18 protein-coding genes, 2 pseudogenes and 1 other annotated feature are annotated in these 20,044 nt (G+C 46.0%); of the genes and pseudogenes, 11 read left to right on the top strand and 9 right to left on the bottom strand.

Annotated elements, in window-relative coordinates:
- Positions 1-76 precede the first annotated feature (76 nt).
- The 5 genes and pseudogenes from CWI35_RS09570 to CWI35_RS09550 form a co-directional block, all read right to left on the bottom strand.
- The gene (locus tag CWI35_RS09570; RefSeq protein WP_119877702.1) at positions 77-877 is read right to left on the bottom strand and encodes an ExeA family protein; all 801 of its coding nucleotides are present in this window, start codon (positions 875-877) and stop codon (positions 77-79) included.
- Positions 870-2,120, bottom strand: a complete 1,251-nt coding sequence (locus CWI35_RS09565; protein ID WP_020755153.1) for an IS481 family transposase — start codon at positions 2,118-2,120, stop codon at positions 870-872. Before CWI35_RS09565 ends, CWI35_RS09570 begins: the two co-directional genes overlap by 8 nt.
- A 141-nt stretch (positions 2,121-2,261) precedes the next feature.
- A pseudogene (locus CWI35_RS09560) lies at positions 2,262-2,824 on the bottom strand (DUF6431 domain-containing protein).
- Between the two features lie 535 nt (positions 2,825-3,359).
- Positions 3,360-4,304: a tryptophan--tRNA ligase gene (trpS, locus tag CWI35_RS09555; protein WP_240432106.1), complete on the bottom strand. Its 945-nt coding sequence runs from the start codon at positions 4,302-4,304 to the stop codon at positions 3,360-3,362.
- A 172-nt stretch (positions 4,305-4,476) separates the two neighbouring features.
- Positions 4,477-4,728, bottom strand: a binding site (T-box leader).
- Between the two features lie 568 nt (positions 4,729-5,296).
- Positions 5,297-6,532 carry an IS256 family transposase gene (locus CWI35_RS09550; RefSeq protein WP_119877700.1) on the bottom strand — a complete coding sequence of 412 codons (1,236 nt, stop codon included), beginning with the start codon at positions 6,530-6,532 and terminating at the stop codon, positions 5,297-5,299.
- On the opposite strand from CWI35_RS09550, the gene CWI35_RS09545 reads away from it, so the two are divergent.
- The 9 genes from CWI35_RS09545 (at position 6,531) to CWI35_RS09505 (ending at position 14,425) form a co-directional block, all read left to right on the top strand.
- Positions 6,531-7,487: an IS3 family transposase gene (locus CWI35_RS09545; RefSeq protein ID WP_119877699.1), complete on the top strand. Its 957-nt coding sequence runs from the start codon at positions 6,531-6,533 to the stop codon at positions 7,485-7,487. The genes CWI35_RS09550 and CWI35_RS09545 overlap by 2 nt on opposite strands.
- Positions 7,488-7,886: 399 nt before the next feature.
- Positions 7,887-8,366: a flavin reductase family protein gene (locus CWI35_RS09540; protein WP_011886640.1), complete on the top strand. Its 480-nt coding sequence runs from the start codon at positions 7,887-7,889 to the stop codon at positions 8,364-8,366.
- Positions 8,367-9,143: 777 nt separating this feature from the next.
- Complete coding sequence (locus tag CWI35_RS09535; RefSeq protein WP_047817667.1) at positions 9,144-9,665, top strand: hypothetical protein; 522 nt, start codon at positions 9,144-9,146, stop codon at positions 9,663-9,665.
- Between the two features lie 79 nt (positions 9,666-9,744).
- On the top strand, positions 9,745-10,626 hold the full coding sequence (locus CWI35_RS09530; protein ID WP_060788410.1) for an ABC transporter permease subunit: 882 nt from the start codon (positions 9,745-9,747) through the stop codon (positions 10,624-10,626).
- Positions 10,626-11,639 (top strand): ABC transporter permease, encoded by a 1,014-nt coding sequence (locus CWI35_RS09525; RefSeq protein ID WP_060788409.1) that lies wholly within the window; start codon positions 10,626-10,628, stop codon positions 11,637-11,639. The genes CWI35_RS09530 and CWI35_RS09525 overlap by 1 nt, the downstream gene beginning before the upstream one ends.
- A 26-nt stretch (positions 11,640-11,665) precedes the next feature.
- Positions 11,666-12,271 (top strand): kinase, encoded by a 606-nt coding sequence (locus CWI35_RS09520; RefSeq protein WP_240432104.1) that lies wholly within the window; start codon positions 11,666-11,668, stop codon positions 12,269-12,271.
- Positions 12,272-12,791: 520 nt separating this feature from the next.
- Positions 12,792-13,271, top strand: coding sequence for a DUF2975 domain-containing protein (locus CWI35_RS09515; RefSeq protein WP_011229691.1), 480 nt, complete (start codon positions 12,792-12,794; stop codon positions 13,269-13,271).
- Between the two features lie 10 nt (positions 13,272-13,281).
- Entirely contained in the window at positions 13,282-13,506 is a 225-nt protein-coding gene (locus CWI35_RS09510) for a helix-turn-helix domain-containing protein (RefSeq protein ID WP_013144000.1), read from the top strand.
- A gap of 16 nt (positions 13,507-13,522) precedes the next feature.
- Positions 13,523-14,425 carry a DUF817 domain-containing protein gene (locus CWI35_RS09505; RefSeq protein WP_174520681.1) on the top strand — a complete coding sequence of 301 codons (903 nt, stop codon included), beginning with the start codon at positions 13,523-13,525 and terminating at the stop codon, positions 14,423-14,425.
- A gap of 64 nt (positions 14,426-14,489) precedes the next feature.
- Here the strand turns inward: CWI35_RS09505 and CWI35_RS09500 are convergent, their stop codons facing one another.
- Complete coding sequence (locus tag CWI35_RS09500; RefSeq protein ID WP_119877698.1) at positions 14,490-14,978, bottom strand: DinB family protein; 489 nt, start codon at positions 14,976-14,978, stop codon at positions 14,490-14,492.
- 357 nt (positions 14,979-15,335) lie between these two features.
- On the opposite strand from CWI35_RS09500, the gene CWI35_RS09495 reads away from it, so the two are divergent.
- Complete coding sequence (locus CWI35_RS09495) at positions 15,336-16,214, top strand: IS982-like element ISGsp1 family transposase (protein ID WP_015374857.1); 879 nt, start codon at positions 15,336-15,338, stop codon at positions 16,212-16,214.
- Between the two features lie 3 nt (positions 16,215-16,217).
- Here the strand turns inward: CWI35_RS09495 and CWI35_RS18460 are convergent, their stop codons facing one another.
- Complete coding sequence (locus CWI35_RS18460) at positions 16,218-16,982, bottom strand: RNA-guided endonuclease InsQ/TnpB family protein (protein WP_240432180.1); 765 nt, start codon at positions 16,980-16,982, stop codon at positions 16,218-16,220.
- A 49-nt stretch (positions 16,983-17,031) separates the two neighbouring features.
- The gene (locus CWI35_RS18455) at positions 17,032-17,361 is read right to left on the bottom strand and encodes a hypothetical protein (RefSeq protein WP_205536303.1); all 330 of its coding nucleotides are present in this window, start codon (positions 17,359-17,361) and stop codon (positions 17,032-17,034) included.
- Positions 17,362-17,508: 147 nt separating this feature from the next.
- On the opposite strand from CWI35_RS18455, the pseudogene CWI35_RS09485 reads away from it, so the two are divergent.
- Positions 17,509-18,385: pseudogene (locus CWI35_RS09485) on the top strand (IS982 family transposase).
- 157 nt (positions 18,386-18,542) lie between these two features.
- Here CWI35_RS09485 and CWI35_RS09475 read toward each other — a convergent pair.
- The gene (locus CWI35_RS09475) at positions 18,543-19,916 is read right to left on the bottom strand and encodes a sigma-54 interaction domain-containing protein (protein ID WP_119877697.1); all 1,374 of its coding nucleotides are present in this window, start codon (positions 19,914-19,916) and stop codon (positions 18,543-18,545) included.
- Positions 19,917-20,044 lie beyond the last annotated feature (128 nt).

Raw genomic sequence — 20,044 nt, 5'->3', positions numbered from 1 at the left:
ATGAAGATTTCCAGCGCGCCTGATGGACCGATGGAAAAGAGAAAGCACAAAAGAGGCCGATTCGGCCCCTTTCGTGCTAATACCCCATTTCCTCTGCGGCCATGCGCACCACTTCTTCGTCAATGGCGTCCTTTTTCAGCTGATACCCGTATAACAGGCACGTCGTGGCCAACGTGTTGATCACCCGAGGCCATCCCCGCGACTGCAGGGCAATCGCCTCTAACGCCGATGGGGTGAAGATCGGATGCTTCGCCCCGGCCTGTTTCATCCGATGCTCGATGTAGCCCGCCACCTCTTCCTTCTCCAGCGGCCCCATCCGGTATCGCATGATGATCCGCTGGTCGAGAGGGCGGTGCTGATTGAGCCGCAGCTTCCCCTGTAAATGGGGCAGCCCGGCCAAAATCAAGACAAATGGGTTGGTCGAATCCATCTCAAAGTTGAACAAGATGGCGATGTCTTGTAAAAAGGCATCCTTGGCCAAATGCATCTCGTCCAAAATGAACACCGGCGTGATCCGCCGTTCATGATGCAATCGCTCGATCGCCTGCTGGATTTGGCGGAAGAGATCTACCTTGCGGTACTTCGGTTCCTCTCCTAATCCCAAGGCCAGTCCACGGTAAAAATCCATCACGCCTCCGGTGGATAACGGAAAGTAGACGACATGATACAATGATGGATTCAATGACTCTTTCAGCGCCCGAAGGGCGAACGTCTTGCCCGCCCCCGGCTCTCCGATCAACAGCCCGATCCCCCGGGTTCGTTTCACGTACTCCAGCGCCCGCAGCGCTTCTTGAAACGCTGTCCCTTGATACGCCTCAGACGGGTCGGTTTCTTTCGCAAACGGCTCCCGCGAGAGGGAATAAAACGTTTTATACATCCTGTTCGCCCTCCTTCGCCGAAACCGCCGCAAACGGCGACCGATGGCGCTTTACATAGGCATTGTCCTCCATACGCACCCGAATGGCTTCCGCCACCCGTTTGCCCTCTTCGTACACATAGACGCCTCGTTCGTCATAGCGGAGCTCAATCGATTGCCCAATGAACCGAGGCGGCACTTCGTATAGCTGTTTATTCAGGGTGATCGTGCCATCGGCTTTCACCTTGCGGTGCTCCCGTTTCAGAAAAATCGCATCCAGCCAATCGATGTCTTCGATCCACACCACTCGTTCCACTTGGGACTGAAACACCTCATGCGGCGTTTTCCCATCAAGCGAGGCGTGCGGTTTTCGATGATACTCCTCTTCAAGCCACTTCCAAAAACGCTCGTTCAACTCGTCAAGCGATTTCGGCGGATTCAGCTCCAACAGTGGATAAAACCGTGTCTGTACGGTGCGGAAGAACCGTTCGATTTTTCCCTTGCTTTGCGGGTCATACGGCTGGGTGTGGATGAGTGTAATCCCCATCTCGGCGCACGCATACTGCAGCACCTCGGACCGATAAATTTTCCCGTTGTCCGAGTAAATGCGTTTCGGCTTCCCGCAACGAAGCACCGCTTCCTTTGTGACGATCCGCAGCCCGTCAAATTTCTCCGAAGGGAAAAATTGGGCATACGGCACCAACCGCGAGCAGTCATCGATATACGCGATCAAAAACGTTTTCTGGGCTTTCCCATGGACGCGAATCGTGGGTCCATGGGATAAGTCCCCTTGCCATAGCTCATTGATCTGGTCATACGCAAAACGCTTTCGCTCCGGCATCGGCAAGATTTCTTTTCCCACCAGGTTGTGTTTTTTCAACAATCGGTATATAGTAAAGTATGAGAGGGTGGTGGGAATGTCCCCCTGCTTGGTGAGTTGTTCGTAGAATAGGGTCACGGGCATGGTGGGATGTTCCTTCCTCAATGCTAGAATATGATCCTCATCATCGGGGGACAGACGTCTGGAGCGGCCGCGGTCCGAACGGCGCTTCGGCTTCAAGGCGTCGAAGCCCCCTTTTTTGTATCGGGCGCACCAATCCAGAATCGTCTTCGCCGCAATGGGCTTGTCCCCTTGATGAGGAATCGAATGCACTCGCCCGCCCACCTCATTCAAATACGCTTTGGGCTCCACCTGGCCATTCACCAACGGAGCGATCAGCCCGTACCGAAACAGCGCGATGTCGTGTCTCATCGATTCATCCATCCGGATCTCCTCCCTGTCTCCCTGTGATGTTGGACCGTTCCGGTCCCTCTGCCTCCTATCTTACGAAACGGCTCGAGATTCGTCGAGAGGAAGGGTTTGTGGGAACATCAACCATCTCCGTTTTTGGTGTTAAGTAGAAAATCAGGAAGCAATTTGATCCGCAAACGGATGCCACCTCTCGTTTGTCCACAGGTCTTGGATGATCAAGCCCACCCCCCGTCCCTCCAAGGTCTGCATCCACCAAACCGCCCGTTCTGTTCTTGCGTTCCCCACAGGGCCGATGATCCCCCACCTTCTCACCGCCGCGTGATGCAAGCGGGAAAGATTCCGTAAAAATCGTCGGACATAAAACAAGATGACCTCCTTGGTGGGAAAACCAACCTGTTTGGTCTTCGCTCCTCGCCTTGGCGTTTCGAGCCACGTTTTGACCGCTTGCCAGATGACCGGCCGTGTATATTGAACATACGGGAGGAGAAAAGAAGGCAGCACACTCACGGTTTTGCGACACTCTCGCGAGCGTATCGTGCGATCCAAAGGCGATACTCCCCCTCTGCCGTCAACGCATAGCGTTGGTAGTATCCGTGACGATGCAAGGGGCGGCGGGATGGACAGTGGGGGCATTGGTTCACGTCGGGAAAATCGTTCCCTTTCCCACGATCCGTATACGTTTGAATGTCAATGCCAAAGTCGTGAAACTGGATCACACTTCCTCCCCCCCTCTCCTTGAAACGAATGGAAATCTTCGTCCGAAACAATTCACAAAAAATTTAGCACATTCCTTCAGAAAAGGGGAGAGGGCTTTCTGAAAGAATGTGCAAAAAAATGGGCGTTTTATGCTGAAATAAAATGATAATTTACAATAAGCTCGGAATCGAAGAAAATTCTGAATGGATTAATGGAATTATTGATATGGTTATTTAAGCAGAAACACCCGCACATTTTGCGGGTGTTTTGCTTACACCCATTTCTTTTTTAACTATCCCGAAAATTAGTATTTTCATCATTTGCTAGTGCCGTAAGCACGACATGGAGGTCTATCCTGAAAATGAATTTTTCATTATTCTGATGATGCCGCATAGATGCGGCATGGTTGTCTCCCTGGGAAGAACGAATGAACTTCCATCATCTGTGGTGAAGTTCGTTTCATGGTTGGCTAACGAAGCAGTTAGTCATAATAAACCGTTAATAAATTGATGAAGAAAAAGGTGTATCACTATTCGATACACCTTATTAAATCACTTAAAACATCCTTAATCCAATTGCCTTTCTAACTTCACTGATCACTTTTTGTGATGACTCTTTCGCTTTCATTTTCCCGTGTTCTAAAACATCATATACATCACTATCTGACAATTTTTTTCTTTTTTCTCTGAACGGTCCAACGATGGAATTGATCGAATCGGATAGAATGGATTTACATTGTACGCACCCTATCGTCGCATTACTGCATTGGAGCTGAATCTTTTCTAACGTTTCCTTTTCAGTAAAGTAAGTGTGCAAATGATAAACGTTGCACCCTTCTTTTGAAGGGTTACCTGCTTGATGTTTATAGATACGAGTAGGGTCAGAATATGCCTTCTTTACTTTTCGTTGAATGGTTTTATTGTCATCTTTCATACTAATATAACTGTCGGCGTTATCGGATTTACTCATTTTCCCTTTCCCTGAAAGAGAAGGAATACGAACAGCATTTTCCACAATCGGTCTTGGTTCAGGAAAAATATCTCCATAGAGTTGGTTAAATCTACGTACAATGGTCCTTGCTATTTCCAAATGAACCAATTGATCTTCGCCGACGGGCACAAATTTTCCTTTGTGTATAAGAATGTCTGCTGCCATCAAAACTGGATAACCTACTAATCCATAATTGACATTATCAGGTTGTTTTTTTGCTTTTTCCTTAAATGTCGGACAACGTAATAAATCCCCTAATGGCATTACCATGCTTAAATAAGTATGCAATTCACATATTTCCTCTGCAATCGAGGATTGGACATAAAATGTAGATTTATTTGGATCGAGCCCTGCTGCCAAATAATCTTTAGCAATTTCCAAAACATTTCTCGTTAAATCATCTGGTTTAGGGTGAGTAGTTAGTGAATGAATATCACTGATAAAAAAGTATGAATTGTACTTTTCCTGTAATTCAAGGATATTCTTCATTGCACCATAGTAGTTACCCAAATGTAATTCTCCTGTAGGTCTTATTCCTGATACTAATATTCCCCTATTCATCGAAATCCCTCCATTTTGTTGTAGTTTTAATGCTTTGAATTGAAAAAAACGTCCACCAGCCGTCTTCCATGACTAATCACTCCTTTTAGACAACTAAATAAAAAGGCTTTCCATCCACTTGCCAAAGGACGGAAAGCCGCGGTGCCACCTTTGTTCGTTTGTAAAACAACAAACGCACTTTTAGGGTACGGAAACATAAATTACGTTTCGATACCTTGTCTCTTTTAACGGTGAGACTCTCCGCCAAAACCTACTCTAAATTTCGGTCTGGTTGCTCCGAAGCCCATTCAACATGGTTTCCACACTGATTTGCACCAACCATCAGCTCTCTGAAGTGTCCGCCATGCCTACTATTCTTCATCATCACAAAGATATATGGAATTTTTTTATTTATTATAATCACACGGTAGAATGATTGCAATGTTTTTTTACTAAATTATACAAAAAATCAGTATTTTCATCATTGCTGGTGCCACATAGATGCGGCATGGTTGACTCCCATGGAAGAAAGAATTAACTTCCATCATCTGTGATGAAGCTCGCTTCATGGTTGGCTAACGGGTGCTTTGTTGAATAACCTACATTAAATATAAAAGAGATTGGAACGTTTTCTTGTAACGTTTTTCAAGCTCTTTTATTGATTTGAATTATACTGTGAATTCATTGTGAAAATTGTGCGATTTTATCTGTGACTCAACCTGCGTTTTACTGTTTTGCACCTGACAAGTGAGGTCAAGTCCAAATTATTGTGTAAATTCCCCTTTGATAGACAACATGGACCTGAGACTTGACGTATGGTAGGTAAGTCCGGCAAGTCTCCCTGCCAGTCGCCTTCCCGGACAAACGATCATGTTGTCAAGGAACAGGCGTGTCAAGGAGCTTTCGCGGCATATCCTCGCTTCGCTCCGGTATTCCACGTTCTCCTTGACACAGCGAAGGGGTTACCCTACTCTTTTCATCTCCGAAACTTCCTGATTCACCGATCGAGCTTCTTGCTCTTTCGTTTTCCGCCACTGCCAATAGTCGGACATATCCAGGTATTTGCGTCCCGATATCCATTTTTCGTCCATTTCGATCAACACGGCGCCTACGAGGCGATACACCGATTCCCGGTTCGGAAAGATGCGGATGACCCGTTCTCTGCGGCGAATTTCTTCGTTCAGCCGTTCCACTCCGTTTGTCGTACGCAGACGCCGCCGATAACGGTCCGGATAGTCCAATACGGCGGTGGCGTCTTCGAATCCCTCTTCGAGGATTTGCATGGCTTTTGGGGCTTTTTCTTCCCATTTGGCCAGCACTTGTTCCAATAACAGTCGGGCCGTATGCTTGTTTGGGGCATGAAGAATCCCACGAATCTCCTCGAGCAAGGCATCCTGCATATACTTTGGTGCGGCATCGAGGATATTGCGAATAAAATGTGTCTGGCATCGCTGCCATGTCGCGCCTTGGAAATGCTTTTCAATGGCTTGCACCAGCCCACCGTGCTGATCCGAGATGATCAAGTCCACTCCCCGGAGTCCCCGGTCTTTCAGCCATCCGAAGAACTCGCTCCAGCTGGACTCCGATTCACTGTTTCCGATTTGCAGGCCAAGAATTTCCCGATATCCTTCCTCATTCACTCCTGTAGCGATCAACACGGCTCTGGAGCGTACTCGTCCATCCTCCCGGACTTTCGTATAAATAGCATCTACTAGCACAAACGGATACACGTGTTCATGAAGGGAACGGTGATTCCAGTCTTGGATAATCGGATCCAGCCCCTTGCACAGCGAGGAAACCGTGGATTTGGAAAACGAAGTGCCGCATAATTCCTCCGTGATTTGAGTGATTTTTCGGGTAGACACCCCGTTTACCACCATTTCCATGAGTGCCAGTACCAGAGCTTGTTCGCTCCGTTGATACCGTTGGAACAGTTCCGTAGAGAACTCTCCATCTCTTGTCCGTGGAACGCGCAAGGTCAACCGTCCCACCCGGGTCGTCAGCTGGCGTGGATACGAACCGTTTCGATAGCCTTTTCGTTCTTCCGTCCGTTCATAACGGCGAGCCCCCAGCTGTTCTTCTACTTGGGCCTCGAGGATTTGATTCAGGACTTGTTCCAATAGCTTAGCTAATCCCTCATCTCTGGTGAATAACCCGTGCAAAAGTTCATCATTTAGGGTAATATGATATTGAGCCATGGTTGCATTCCTCCTTATGTTTGGTGTTTTTGGTCCACTGTTTATTCTACCAAAGGGGAAGCAACATGGCTCTTTTTCTATTTCCCTTTTTACACAATTATATGGACTTAACTATTATCAGCAGAACGGAAAAGTCGAGAAGAAAACAGTAGGTGGGGGACGTCCAACACCCGGCTACTCTCTAACGGCAACTGGCGAAAAAGTGTCAGACGAACAAATCCAAGAATGGCTCTCTGAGCTTGTGATGGGAGAAGGATTTGCCTACGGATATCGCAAGCTGACCATTCAGTTAAGAAGAGACCATCAGCTTGTGATCAGTAAGAAAAAAGTATATCGATTGTGTAAAGCGATGGACTTACTACGTCCGCAGCGAGAGAAACGGATTCCATATCCGAAGAAACTCGCTCGAAATCGCATTATTACAGGCTCGAATCAGTTATGGGAAATGGACGTGAAATACGGATATATCGAAGGAGAAGAACGCTTTTTCTTTGTTTTGTCGCTCATCGATGTGTATGACCGTTCGGTAATTGATTACCATATTGGGTTGAGTTGTTCAGCAAGCGATGCCGTAAAGACGCTTCAAAGAGCGTTATTCAAGCGTCAGCAATTTGAACAGGCAAATAAACCTGTGATTCGGACAGACAACGGCCCGCAATTTATTTCTCATGCCTTTGAAGCTGCCTGTGAGCGATTTGGAATCGAACATGAACGGATTCCACCACGGACGCCGAATATGAATGCACATATTGAAGCGTTTCATCGTTTACTGGAGGAGGAATGTCTAGGAAGAATGGCGTTTGACAGCTATGAAGAAGCTTATCAAGCCGTGATGGAGTACATGAAATTTTATAACGAGCGAAGGATTCATTCGAGTATTCTCGATCTTCCACCGCGTGAATTTTACAAAAAAGCGCAAACGGAATCGTTAATCATCAAAGAAGTTCGCGTATAAGGCAAGAGGATTTTGTCTTCTTGCCAAGAAAAAACGAGAAATTTTGAGAATAACCTAAAATTAAGATAGGATGTGTCCAAATTTAGGGGGTCAATCCGGTTAAGTGACAAAAAAGTTGTATACTGGACTCTTTAAAATGAGGGTGTCCCATTTTCTACTTTTGGGACACCCACTTTTTTTTTAAGGGGTATTCTTCCATCCACTTTTTCAATAAAGGATTATGCCATCTTTCGTTTTCTTGAAAACTTGTGTTCGTCCGCTGTATTGTAAGTTGTGAAATCTCCCTATGTTTCTTAAAAATGAAAAGCTAGACAGATATAATTAGCTTGGATAAAATGGAAAATAAGAACATCTACACAACTGAAAAACACGATTTTTACGGAAGGAGGAGTTCCATACATGGATGCCAAGGCGAAAAAAACGGCTTTACGTGGAATTACATACGGTTTATACATTGTCGGCACAAAAGATGAAAACGGTACTGCCAATGCTTTTGCGGGAAACTGGCTGACACAAACGTCTTTTAATCCTCCATTGGTAGCGGTTGCAGTGAAAGTAGGCACCCGTTCCCAAGAGCAAATTGCCAAAAGTGGCGTATTTAGCGTCAATATTTTGGAAACAGGCCAGAAGGATATGGTCACCGCTTTCTTTAAATCTTTAGAACCGGAAGGAAATAAGCTGGCAGGGTACGAATTCTATACCGAAGAAACAGGATGTCCGATTTTTAAAGATGCGCTCAGCTTCTTTGAGTGCAAAGTTGTCGAAAAAGTAGAAAAAGGCGATCACTATATTTATGTAGGCGAAGTCATCAATGCCGGTGTGCATCGGGAAGGAGATCCGCTGACACTGAAGGAAACCGGATTTTATTACGGAGGGTGATTGGGGTACTCCTAACGTACAAGCCTGTTATAAGCGGTTGCGAAAGGAACGGATATAGAAACCACTGTATGGATGAGATGAAGCAGGCGGAAAAAGCTTGCTTCATCTTTAGCAATCGAACTAACGTTTAAAATTATGTTAATAAACAACGATAAAAGGAATAATGATCAGCTTGTTTTAGAAAACATCAATGAATCAATAATATATATCAAAGTTGCATACCTCTTTCATACATCTAAAGTTCATAGTACACCTTATTTATATGTGATAAATCAGTCAGAAGAAATCGAGATTAGTACAGGGATGAAAAATCCTAAAGAACTAAGTCTTATGTTAATTGATGGAAGATTTCAGAGCAACCACCTAAAAAGACACGAAGGTAACCAATTAGTGATGCAGATCCCCCATTGTCTCCAAGAGTGAATGGAAAAACTAGTTTTTCAACAACAATCCTTTGACATCATACTTCTAAAAGAGAGGCCATTTCGCCAGACACTGTACATTTCATCACAAAACCGAGAATCATAATGATTTACCATTGTTAGAAATATACCAAAGCTGGTCATATCATGGTTGAACTTAAGAAACAACAAAAAAGCAATAGTGATGGTTGGGCGTAAATATTAAAGAATTTTCCGAATCATTTTTGGAAGCCTTGTTTATCGTCGGATAAAGATTATCAGATTCATTTGAACGAAATGGTTAACCTAATATTTCACATCGTATACTATTTTTCTTTTTAAAAGATGCTTATACATACATATAAGGAGGGTTTTTATGAAGGATATCCGAATGACGGTGGTCCTTACGTTGTTGTTGCTATTGGTGCTAGTTGGCTGTGCCAAACCGAAAGTGGAGCAAACGGTAAAATTAGGTGGTGCGGTCAAAACGATCGGTGACCTAGTGGTGCTAAACGGAAACAGCAATTTGCCAAAAGGCGCCGTCGTGCAAATTGTGATGAAAGAAATCGAGGGGGGCAAACAGGTACTCGAGGAAAAAGTAAACGTTGGGGAAGACGGAAGTTATTCATGGAGCGCGAAAAGACCGGAGCGAGCTAAGGAATATGAGCTGGATGTGATGTTTTTGCCAGAATTGCAGCCGAAGCACGTAAAAGAGAAGTATGGCGAAAAGGGAGAGCTTATCAAAAAAGACTCGTCGGGCAGGGTAGAATATCAAACAGACGGACAAACCTATGTAGGAATTAAAATGTATGACCGCATCTTGAAAATAGGCGATGGAATGGGAGGACAGCAATCCATGTTAGCAGAAACATTGCCTCCACCGCCACCATCTTATTAACATGCAAGCACTGGCAGCTTACAGATGAAAGGAACATGTAGCAATCGTTTGCCTGTGCTCTGAGGGAGGGATCGGCCTTATGAAGAAATGGAAGCTCGCCTTGACGGTGCTGGCGGATTTGTTGCTTACCATTTTCACGATTATGGCGATTATCGCGTTTGCGCAAAGCTATTCCTTGTTCCCGAGCCCGCAAATGATCACGGTATTTTGGCAGCAATTTCAGCAGCTGTTTTGGAGCTTTTTTTCTATTCGTGATATAACGGTTTCGCTCTCGCAATGGCACAATGCTCCCCTGCTCTCAACGATGATGGAGCCGTATGCCTATTCCCTTGTTATTTTATGGGGGGCGCTGGCTGTTTCCTTCCTTATAGCCGTTACGGGAGCCTACATCTGCTTTTTGCTTCCGCGTCCGCTGCAAAAAATGGTTAAAGGCATCGCGTTTTTTCTTGAGTCGATCCCCGATGTTATTTTTATTTTTTCTACGCAACTGTTTGTCATCTGGGTGTTTAAAAAGACAGATTTGCTTATTGTCAATCCTGTTGCCGGTTTTGACAATGTATACGTGCTGCCGATTGTCATGATTTCCATTTTGCCTTCCATTCTGCTGTTCCAAATGACATTTCTTGCGTTTACGGAGGAAAAAGACAAGCCATACGTCGAATATGCGCTAGCGAAAGGATTGTCAAAAACGGCAGTGCTATGGCGCCATATGTTCCGCAACGCGCTGATCACCGTGTTTTCTAACGTCCAATATTTGTTTTGGTTTATGCTGTCGAACTTGTTAGTGGCGGAATATTTGTTTAATATGCACGGATTGTTCCGGTTTTTGTATGAGCAGCTCCATACGCCGGAAGTAGTGGCTATCGGTCTTGCCATGCTGTTTTTGCCATTTTACCTCATTGATGTGGCCGGGAAACGAGTGATTGCTTATTTGACGGGAATCGAGAGGGGGGTGGCGTGATGCGCGCATTCCGCAACGTGTATTTTGCGGCAGGGTTTATCATCGCGGCTGGTCTATTGCTGGCCAGTTTTTTCTATTCTTATTGGCTGAAAGACATCATTCCCCAGCCGCCGAAGCAGATCTACAATGAGGCTGGGCGGCTCGTTGACGTTCCTCCATACCCGCCGAGCTGGGCCCACCCGTTTGGCGTCGATCGCCAAGGTGAAGACGTGTTTTGGAAAGTCATCGATGGGGCGAAATATACGATTGTCACCGCATTGGCGGTCAGTTTGCTGCGGCTTGTGTTTGGGACGGTCGGCGGAATCGTGTATGCTTTTTATTTGCAGAAATTTCGGTTTATTGCCGAGTCCATCGTCCGCGCCTTTCGGTTTGTGCCGGCGATCTTTTTAACGATGCTCTTTTTTGCTTTCATTCCATTGGAGGAGCAAGGAGCTGGAATGGGAGTGTTGATCAAACAACTATTGGTGCTTGCGGCTGTTGCGCTTCCGCCGTTAATGCTGGTCATCGGCAATGATATCGCTGTCTTTTTGCAAAATGAATTTGTCGTTTCTTCCCGGCTGATGGGAGCTGATCACGTTTGGCTCATCCGCAAGCACGTTCTCCCGTATATGCGGCCGCGGCTGTTTTTGCTGTTTACCCAGCAGACGGTGCAGTCGCTCTTGCTGCTTGTGCATCTCGGGGCGTTTCAAATATTGCTAGGAGGCGTAAAAGTTATATATGATTCCGATGGGTTGGGCCCTCCGGAGAAGGTGGCGCTCTCCCTTTCGAACGAATGGTCCGGCTTGATCGGTCTTTCCTATCGGGAAATGATGCTTGACCAATGGATTGTTGTCGGGCCGTGTGTTGCCTTTATCGTTGCCATTTTTGCCTTTAAATTAATGGGAAAAGGGTTAGAGCAAGTGATCGCTGGAAAAGGAAAACGGAAGCAGCGGAAAAAACAGCGGAGTTCATCGGGAAAAACCGCTTCTTTTCCGCCGCAGCAGGGCGATTTTGAATTGGTCCTTTATAGATAGGCTATCCGAAAAATACATGAGGGGGGATGGGGTTGCGTGATCGCATCGACTTCTTATGCAAGACCATTTTGGCGATCAAAACAGCGGGCCGATTGGTCCTCGGGATTGATGGGCTAAGCCGATCGGGCAAAACGACATTCGCCAATCAGCTGAGTCAAACGTTGCGGGAGCAAGGCATCTCCGTGTGCGTTTTTCACATGGATGATCATATTGTCGAGCGAGCCAAACGTTATCATACGGGAAACGAGGAATGGTTTGAATATTATTATTTACAGTGGGATGTGGAGTGGCTAACGCATCAGTTGTTCCGTCAACTCAAAGCATCCCACCAGCTGACCCTCCCGTTTTATGATCATGAGACCGATACGCACTCCAAGCGAACGGTTTATCTCTCTGATTCGGACATGATCATGATTGAAGGTGTTTTTCTGCAAAGGAAAGAATGGAGGCCGTTTTTTGATTTCGTCGTCTATTTGGATTGTCCGCGGGAGATTCGCTTTGCCCGTGAAAACGATCAAGTGAAACAAAACATCCAAAAGTTCATCAACCGGTATTGGAAAGCAGAAGACTATTATTTGGAAACCGAAGAGCCGATTAAACGGGCGGATGTTGTTTTCGATATGACCTCATGATCGGGAATCTTTGGTAGGGTTTGTTCCTTTGCGAGGATGACGATGTTGGAAAAGAAAACATCGAATCGATCATCGATAATTTCATACAATTTGTTGAATAATCAACGAATTGTCTTGATCTAACCATTGAAAGTGCCCTCTTTCTTTTATAATGATAGACAGGTGTTGATGAAATTTATGGATTGAAGGAGGGTATCCTATTATGATTTCCGCGAAAGCACGGGCTGTCGATGAAAAACGAGTAATTGGGGGGAGTGCGGTTAAATAGCAGAATCAGGCCTGACGGGCCGAACGGCGGCTTTTTCCGGGATGGAAAGCGAATCGATTGGTAATGGGCGGCGTGGAAGTGAATACGGTGTGCCTGTTGTCTCAATAGGTATGGTCGGGCGTTACCGTGTGGGGACGTCTTTTCTTTTTGCTGTTTTGCAGAAAAAATTTAATTTAAATCAACAATTATTTATTGATAAACGATAAGACATTCATTACAATAAAGTCGAAAACGAGTCAGTGAGGTGTTTCGATGAAACGGGAAACGTTGTTTTTGAAGGCGTCTTTAGTGTTGATCGGCCTTCCGGTTTTGGCATTGTGCCTATTTTTGGTTCCTGCGCTTGCGAAGGTGGCTGTCAAGCTGGTGCCAACGTTCCCTTGGATCAAGTATTTTGTTTATCTTGTGTTTGAGGCGTCCGCGCTGCCGTTCTACTTCGCTTTGTATCAGGCGTTCCGGTTGTTAGTGTATATTGACCGAAACGACGCGTTTTCCGAGGCGTCGGTGAAAGCGTTAAAGACGATCAAACATTGCGCCGTCGCCATCAGCGGGCTGCATTTGCTTGTCTTGCCGCTGTTTTACTTGTTCGCCGAGAAAGACGATGCTCCGGGAGTCATCTTCGTCGGTCTGATTGTGCCGTTTGCGTCGCTTGTCATCGCTGTGTTCGCCGCGGTGTTGCAAAAGCTGCTGCAGCAGGCGATTGAAATCAAACAAGAAAATGAGTTGACCATTTGAGGTGGATGGCATGCCGATTATCGTGAATCTTGATGTCATGTTGGCGAAGCGGAAGATGAGCGTCACCGAGCTGTCGGAGAGAGTCGGGATCACGATGGCGAATTTGTCGATCTTGAAAAACGGGAAGGCGAAGGCGATCCGTTTCTCGACGCTTGAAGCCATTTGCAAGGCGCTCGATTGCCAGCCCGGGGACATTTTGGAGTATCGAAGTGATGAAGGGGAGTCAAATCCGTGAGCAGGGAGGGGACGGCTTGAAAGGGGAAAAGCAAGAGCTAGCGGTGGACGAATCTCCACCGTTTGGCCTCATGATCGTCCGGGTGCGCCAGTTTGGCAGAACGTCGCGGCTGATCAAAGCGTTTGTGCAGCTTGTTCGCTTCGGTTGGGCGCAGGCGCAATCTTGCGTGTTTCCGGTTGTCATTTTTGCCTCATTGGCGCTGACGAAGCTCGCGCCGCTTCCGCTGTTGCCGCGGTATGATTGGCTGCTTGTTATTTGCCTGCTCATGCAATGGTGGATGGTGCGGTCAGGGATGGAAACGCGGGATGAACTCAAAGTGATCACCTTGTTCCACGTCATTGGACTTGCGCTCGAGCTGTTTAAAGTGCGCATGGGTTCGTGGTCGTATCCGGAAGAGGGGTATACGAAAATCTTTGGCGTGCCCTTGTACAGCGGCTTTATGTATGCGAGCGTCGCCAGCTATCTTTGCCAGGCGTGGCGAAGGCTGAAGGTGGAGTTGGTGCAATGGCCGCCGTTTTGGATGGTCGTTCCTCTCGCTTCGGCGATTTACTTGAATTTTTTCACCCACCATTATTGGGTGGACGTTCGTTGGTGGCTCTCAAGCCTCGTCATGCTTGTCTTTTGGCGGTCATGGGTGACGTATGAGGTCGGGGGAATCCGCTACCGGATGCCGCTTGTTTTGTCGTTTTTGCTGATCGGGTTTTTCATCTGGATCGCGGAAAACATCGCCACCTTTTTTGGCGCTTGGCAATATCCAAACCAGGCGAAGGCGTGGAGCCTTGTTCATCTTGGGAAGGTGAGTTCATGGTGTTTGCTCGTTATTGTCAGTTTTCTCATCGTGGCGACGTTAAAGCAAGTGAAAACAATTGCTGTGACAGGGGCAGTGGAGCGTTCACATGAAGATGGAAAATCGTTGTAAGCCGAGCAGGGCGGGGATTTGGCTGGTCGTTGCTCGGCTTTTTCCTTGATGAGCCGCCCGCTCCTCACGGAAGCTGTGCCTTGATTTCTTTCATTTGCGCGAGGTGGCGCTGTTCATGGTAGCCGACAAATTCCACCCATTGCTTCAAATTCAGTGGCCCAAAAATTGGATGCGGGAACGATTTGGCTTCCAAGTCAGCCGGATTGGCTTGCTCCGTGATTTGGCGCAACCGTTGCCGCGATTGATGCAATTTTTCTTCCAGTTCGTGTCGAGTGAAAAAGCGGTTGTCCGGGCGGGCGAAATCAGGCGCCTCCACTTTTTTGGAACGGTCAACGGTCAAGTGGATCGGTTTTTCCTCAACCGGCTGGCTCTCGCCATGCTTTAATGTATGGGCGATCATGGATGTGATCGATGTTTCGATTAAGTACAGGTGTTCGAGCACTTGGGCGATCGTCCAACTCCCTTTCGCCGCCCGGGTGTTCAGCTGTTCGTCCGACAGCCCGGAAACGCTTTTGATCAGCTGTTGGCGCACTCGCTCATTATGATCCATCATGTTTCCCTCATTTCGATGTAGATTTGGTTTCATCGTACGATAAGGAAGATCAACCGTAAAGCCGTTTTGTGTTCGCCGTGATCATGGTTTTGACTTGTTCGATGTTATGAGTAATGTTAAAAATGGTAAAAAATATTAAATAAATATAATAAAAAACATTACTCTTTACTAAGATACGGATATCTTAGATGGCTGTAACACCACAGCCTCTACTCCATAGCTTTTGTTAAAAGCATTTGGAGATACTTTTTTAACCCGTGGTGCTAGATAAACTTGATCAAGCATAAAAATAGCCCTTGCTGGCGGATCTCCAGTAGAATGAAAGTGTCACCCAACATTCGAAAGGAGAGATCCCCCATGCAAGAGCACTTTCATTTTACTACAGATCCAGCCAAACTTCAAAAACAATATGCCGCTATTTTCTGTTTTGTTTCTGCCCAACTGTCGTTGATTCAAATGTATCTTCATCGCCGCAACCGTCACTTGGTCAAGCAAGAAGACGAAGTGGTCATGGCGGTTCACCTTTTGGGGAAGCTGCTGGGCTTTTCTTCCGAACGAGCCTGGCATCGTTTTGTCACGGGAAATTTGTTCACAAACGGCTCGTTTCTTGAACGCTCCCGATACAACCGCCGCTGCCGGGCGCTTGGTTTCGCCATCAAATGGATCCGTCATGAGCTGGCGAAACGCGGCCAACACCATGCTTATGCGGTCGTCGACAGCTTGCCTCTTCCGTTGTGCCATCCCGCAAGAATGCAGCGCGTCAAGCGGTTTCGAGGGATCGCGGATATGGGGTATTGTGCTTCCAAAAAGCAATGGTACTACGGTTTCAAGCTGCATCTTCAAGTGACCAATCAAGGGCTGGCCATGGGCTATGTCGTGACGGAAGCGTCCTGCCACGACGTCAAAGCCGCTGAAACGGTGATGACTCAAATCCCTCATCCCTACAACTTTGGGGACAAAGGGTACATCAGCCACGCTCTTCGAGAAAAGCTGTACGAAGAACACCAAGCCGCGTTCTGGACACCGTCTCGACACAATCAAAAGCACGGCCCATCCAAGGCATGGGAAGAATGGATCCAAAAAAAACGCAAAGTCATCGAGACGGTGTTTTCGATTCTCGTAGACCAATACCGGATCACCGACATTCGAGCGAATTCCATGGCCGGGTTTGAAGTGGCACTCGATGGCATCTTGTTGGCTTATTCCTTGGTCACACTAGGGCTGGTTGAGCGCTGACACTCAACTAGCACCACGGGTTTTTTTAATAATCTGATACGCTCCATTCACATCTGCATTTATTAAAATTCCTTTATTACTTTTAAACAAACCACGCTTGATTCTTCTACTCTTATCGTAATTCTCTTTTGTCGGAGCTTCGCCATCTAAAAATGATGTTCCACTTGTATATGATTCATCTGTTAATACAACCTTAATTCCAACTTCTTCACATTTATATTGCAATTGTTGAATAAACATATTATAAGGAATTTGTACAAAAGATTGATTTAATCGTTTCCCTAAATTAACCTCTTGTTTCCAATTATCGTTTTTACCAATAATAACGGTGTCGATATGACGTTCCATACACCAATTGACCACATATCTACTTGCTTTATGCATGAAGTCTTTAATTTTATTGTTCCGTTTTAATGTTATTTTTTCTAGTCTTTTACTCCAATCTAACCCATTTTGTTTCTTTAAAATACTTTGAAAATACGCTTTTTGTTTGTTATAGTATTGATTTATTGATTTGATACCTTTGCCATTAATAACAATCGGCGTTTCACCGATGTTATTTACCATAGTTGCAAAGTTATCTAATCCTAAATCAATACCAACAACACGGTTACTTTCATGAGTCATATCTGGAATTTCTTTTTTATAAACAACTTCAATTACGTAAACGCTTCCTTTAGGAATAATTCTAACTTGTTGCAACCCTTCGGTAACTTTTATTTTTAGTTTTAAATCAGTTTTAGGAAACTTAATATATCCATCTTTAATTTTGCATTGTTGATTAGTGAATATTACAACATTACGCCCATTTTTCTTTTTATTTAGGCAACTTTGGTCTTCCTAAATATTTTTCTTTGTTTTTGCTCCAGTCTTTAATAGCTTTAAAAAATGATTTCCAATTTTGATCTAATAATCTTAATATTTGTTGCGATGTTTGAGCAGGTAATTCTTTATAAACTTGTTCGTGTTTCAACATCTTATCTAATGAATTATAACGAATCCATTCATTGTTATTTATAAACTCTTGTCTAACAATGTAATTAGCATAATTGTATAAATTCTTTGATTTGAAACATAAGTCATCACACATCTTCCATAGTGAATGAGTTTGTTTGATTTGATGTTGCTCTACTCTTATGGCAAACAATCATTCCACCTCCTTTCATATGAAAATATAACAAATATCAATAATAACCCGTGGTGCTAGATAAACTCAAACAAGCATAAAAATAGCCCTTGCATGAGGATCCCCTTAAAATGAAAGTGCAACCAACCATTAAAAAGGAGGATCCCTATGCAAGAGCACTTTCATTTTACTACAGATCGGGCCAAGATTCAAAAGCAATATGCCGCCATTTTCGTTTTTGTTTCTGCTCAACTTTCATGCATTCAGGTGCATCTTCATCGTCGAAATCGCCATTTGGTCAAGCAAGAGGACGCTGTCATCATCGCCATTCATCTTTTAGGAAAGCTGCTCGGTTTTACTTCTGAACGGGCGTGGCATCGTTTTGTCACGGGAAATTTGTTCACAAACGGCTCGTTTCTCGAACGTTCCCGGTATAACCGCCGCTGCCGGGCGCTTGGCTTCGCTATCAAATGGATCGCCGTCGTGAGCAAAACGCGGCCAACATCATGCCTATGCCGTCGTGGACAGCTTGCCGCTCCCATTGTGCCATACGGCAAGAATGCATCGCGTCAAACGGTTTCAAGAGATCGCCGACATCGGGTATTGCGCTTCCAAAAAGCAATGGTACTACGGGTTGAAGCTGCACCTTCAAGTGACCGATCAAGGGCTGCCAATGGGGTATGTGGTGACGGAAGCATCTTGCCACGATCGAATCGCAGCCGAAAGCGTGATGACTCAAATTCCTCATCCCTATAACTTTGGGGACAAAGGATTCATTAGCCGTGACTTGCAAAAAAGGCTGTACGAAGAATACCAAATGGCGCTTTGGACTCCGTCTCGAAAAAACCAGAAACATCGTGCGTCCGAGGCATGGGAGAAATGGATCCAACAAAAACGCAAAGTGATCGAGACGGTGTTCTCGGTTCTGGTTGACCACTATCGCATCACGGGGATCCGAGCCAATTCGATTATCGGATTTGAAGTGGCACTAGACGGTATATTGTTAGCTTATTCCCTGGTTACACTTGGGCTAGTTGAGCGCTAAAGCTCAACTAGCACCACGGGTAATAATAAAGTTAATATATTTTATTGAAAAATTTTGATATTTCATATCAATTTTAACATTTTATTAGCCCATATGAGCGTCGATCATCCACAGCGACCTCCCCTGTCCTTTTGGCCGTACGATCGCCAACTGCAGCTTATCCCCATTCCTTATCAATCTGGTACTTGCGGATGCGGTATTGCAAGTTTTGTCGGCTCAAACCAAGCGCTTTGGCCGTTTTTGTGATGTTGAAGCCGTGATGCTGCAGCGCCTTGCGGATGTAGTAAATTTCGACTTCTTCCATGTATTTGTCAAGCGGCAACATATCTTCCGTATCGAACAAAAAGTCCGTTTTCGCTTCGTCGGGCGCCAGCTTGGCTCGAAAAGGGGCAGGCAGATGGGCGAGGGTGATGGTTTGTTCTTGTTCCATCGTCGCCATCGTTTCCAACATGACGGCCTCCAGTTCGCGCACGTTGCCGGGCCAGCTGTAAGCAAGAAACGCCTCTTGCACGTCATCGCCGAGTCCTTCGACATGTAGGCCATAGCGCTCGTTGCCTTGACGGATGAAATGGATAGCGAGCGGCAAAATGTCCTCTTTCCGTTCGCGCAACGGCGGCAGGACGATGCAGTGGACGGCAATTTGGTAGTAAAGCGATTTGATCAATTCTCCGTTTTGGACCGCGTCAATCGGGTCGCCGCTTGTCGAGGCGATGAGGCGAACATCTGCATGAACCGGTTTTTGGCCATGGGCGCGGACAAACTGTTTTTCTTGCAGAAAACGGGCGAGTTTTTGTTGAAGCGGCAGGCTTAACGAGTCGATATCGTCAAGCAGCACAGTGCCGCCGTCCGCTTGTTCAAACAAACCGGGCTGGATCTCGCCGCCTTCTTCGCTGCCAAACAGCATCGTTTCCATCCAATCATCCGGAAGCGACAGGCACGTTTGCGCAAAAAACGGCTTGGCCCGCCGTTCGCTTTCATGGTGAATGCAGGAAGCGAGCAAGTCTTTTCCTGTCCCTTTCTCCCCAATGAGCAGCACGGACGCTTCGGAGCGGGCGGCATGACGCGCAAGGCGGATGGCCTTTTGCATCGCTTCGCTTTGGCTGATGATATCGGCAAACGTGCGACTGGCTTCCTTGCGTTGGTGGTGTTCTTGGATCAGTTTGCGGAACTTCGTGATGTCTTTGGCGATTTCCACGGCGCCGATGATGCGCCCGTCTTTTTGCAGCGGGTGCGTTTGATTGACCGTTGTCACGGCTTGCCCTTTGTTATTGAAATACGTTTGCTGTTGATTCAGAATGCTCTTGCCGGTGCGCAGCGCTTCTAGCAGCGTGCTCGGCTGCTCCGGGTTGAAGCGGAAGACGTCCAAAATGTTTTTATCGAGCACGTCCTCGATGTTCATGCCCTCGATGTCCCGCATTTTCCGGTTGTAAATGACGGTTTTCCCATGTTGATCGACGGCATGGACGCCAAGGTCGATCATTTCGAGAATTTGTTCATACATTGATAAAAGCGTTTCCATATCCCGGTTCACGATCAGCACCTCTCTTTTTTGTATTATAGCATAAGGCGGACGGGAGGTAGGAAGGAAAGAAAGATGTGAAAAAATTTTTTGCTAAATATATTGAAAATAGACAAAAATAGTTCCATAATAAAGTTATA

Source organism: [Bacillus] caldolyticus (assembly GCF_003595605.1).
Classification (GTDB): Bacteria; Bacillota; Bacilli; order Bacillales; family Anoxybacillaceae; genus Geobacillus; species Geobacillus thermoleovorans.
This window is presented reverse-complemented; position numbering and strand designations above follow the sequence as displayed.

Coding starts and splice junctions, on each gene's coding strand:
- CWI35_RS09570 (WP_119877702.1), bottom strand. CDS start 877: ATGTATAAAACGTTTTATTCCCTCTCGCGGGAGCCGTTTGCGAAAGAA.
- CWI35_RS09565 (WP_020755153.1), bottom strand. CDS start 2,120: ATGGATGAATCGATGAGACACGACATCGCGCTGTTTCGGTACGGGCTG.
- CWI35_RS09545 (WP_119877699.1), top strand. CDS start 6,531: ATGGTTGCATTCCTCCTTATGTTTGGTGTTTTTGGTCCACTGTTTATT.
- CWI35_RS09550 (WP_119877700.1), bottom strand. CDS start 6,532: ATGGCTCAATATCATATTACCCTAAATGATGAACTTTTGCACGGGTTA.
- CWI35_RS09540 (WP_011886640.1), top strand. CDS start 7,887: ATGGATGCCAAGGCGAAAAAAACGGCTTTACGTGGAATTACATACGGT.
- CWI35_RS09535 (WP_047817667.1), top strand. CDS start 9,144: ATGAAGGATATCCGAATGACGGTGGTCCTTACGTTGTTGTTGCTATTG.
- CWI35_RS09530 (WP_060788410.1), top strand. CDS start 9,745: ATGAAGAAATGGAAGCTCGCCTTGACGGTGCTGGCGGATTTGTTGCTT.
- CWI35_RS09525 (WP_060788409.1), top strand. CDS start 10,626: ATGCGCGCATTCCGCAACGTGTATTTTGCGGCAGGGTTTATCATCGCG.
- CWI35_RS09520 (WP_240432104.1), top strand. CDS start 11,666: ATGGGGTTGCGTGATCGCATCGACTTCTTATGCAAGACCATTTTGGCG.
- CWI35_RS09515 (WP_011229691.1), top strand. CDS start 12,792: ATGAAACGGGAAACGTTGTTTTTGAAGGCGTCTTTAGTGTTGATCGGC.
- CWI35_RS09510 (WP_013144000.1), top strand. CDS start 13,282: ATGCCGATTATCGTGAATCTTGATGTCATGTTGGCGAAGCGGAAGATG.
- CWI35_RS09500 (WP_119877698.1), bottom strand. CDS start 14,978: ATGATGGATCATAATGAGCGAGTGCGCCAACAGCTGATCAAAAGCGTT.
- CWI35_RS09495 (WP_015374857.1), top strand. CDS start 15,336: ATGCAAGAGCACTTTCATTTTACTACAGATCCAGCCAAACTTCAAAAA.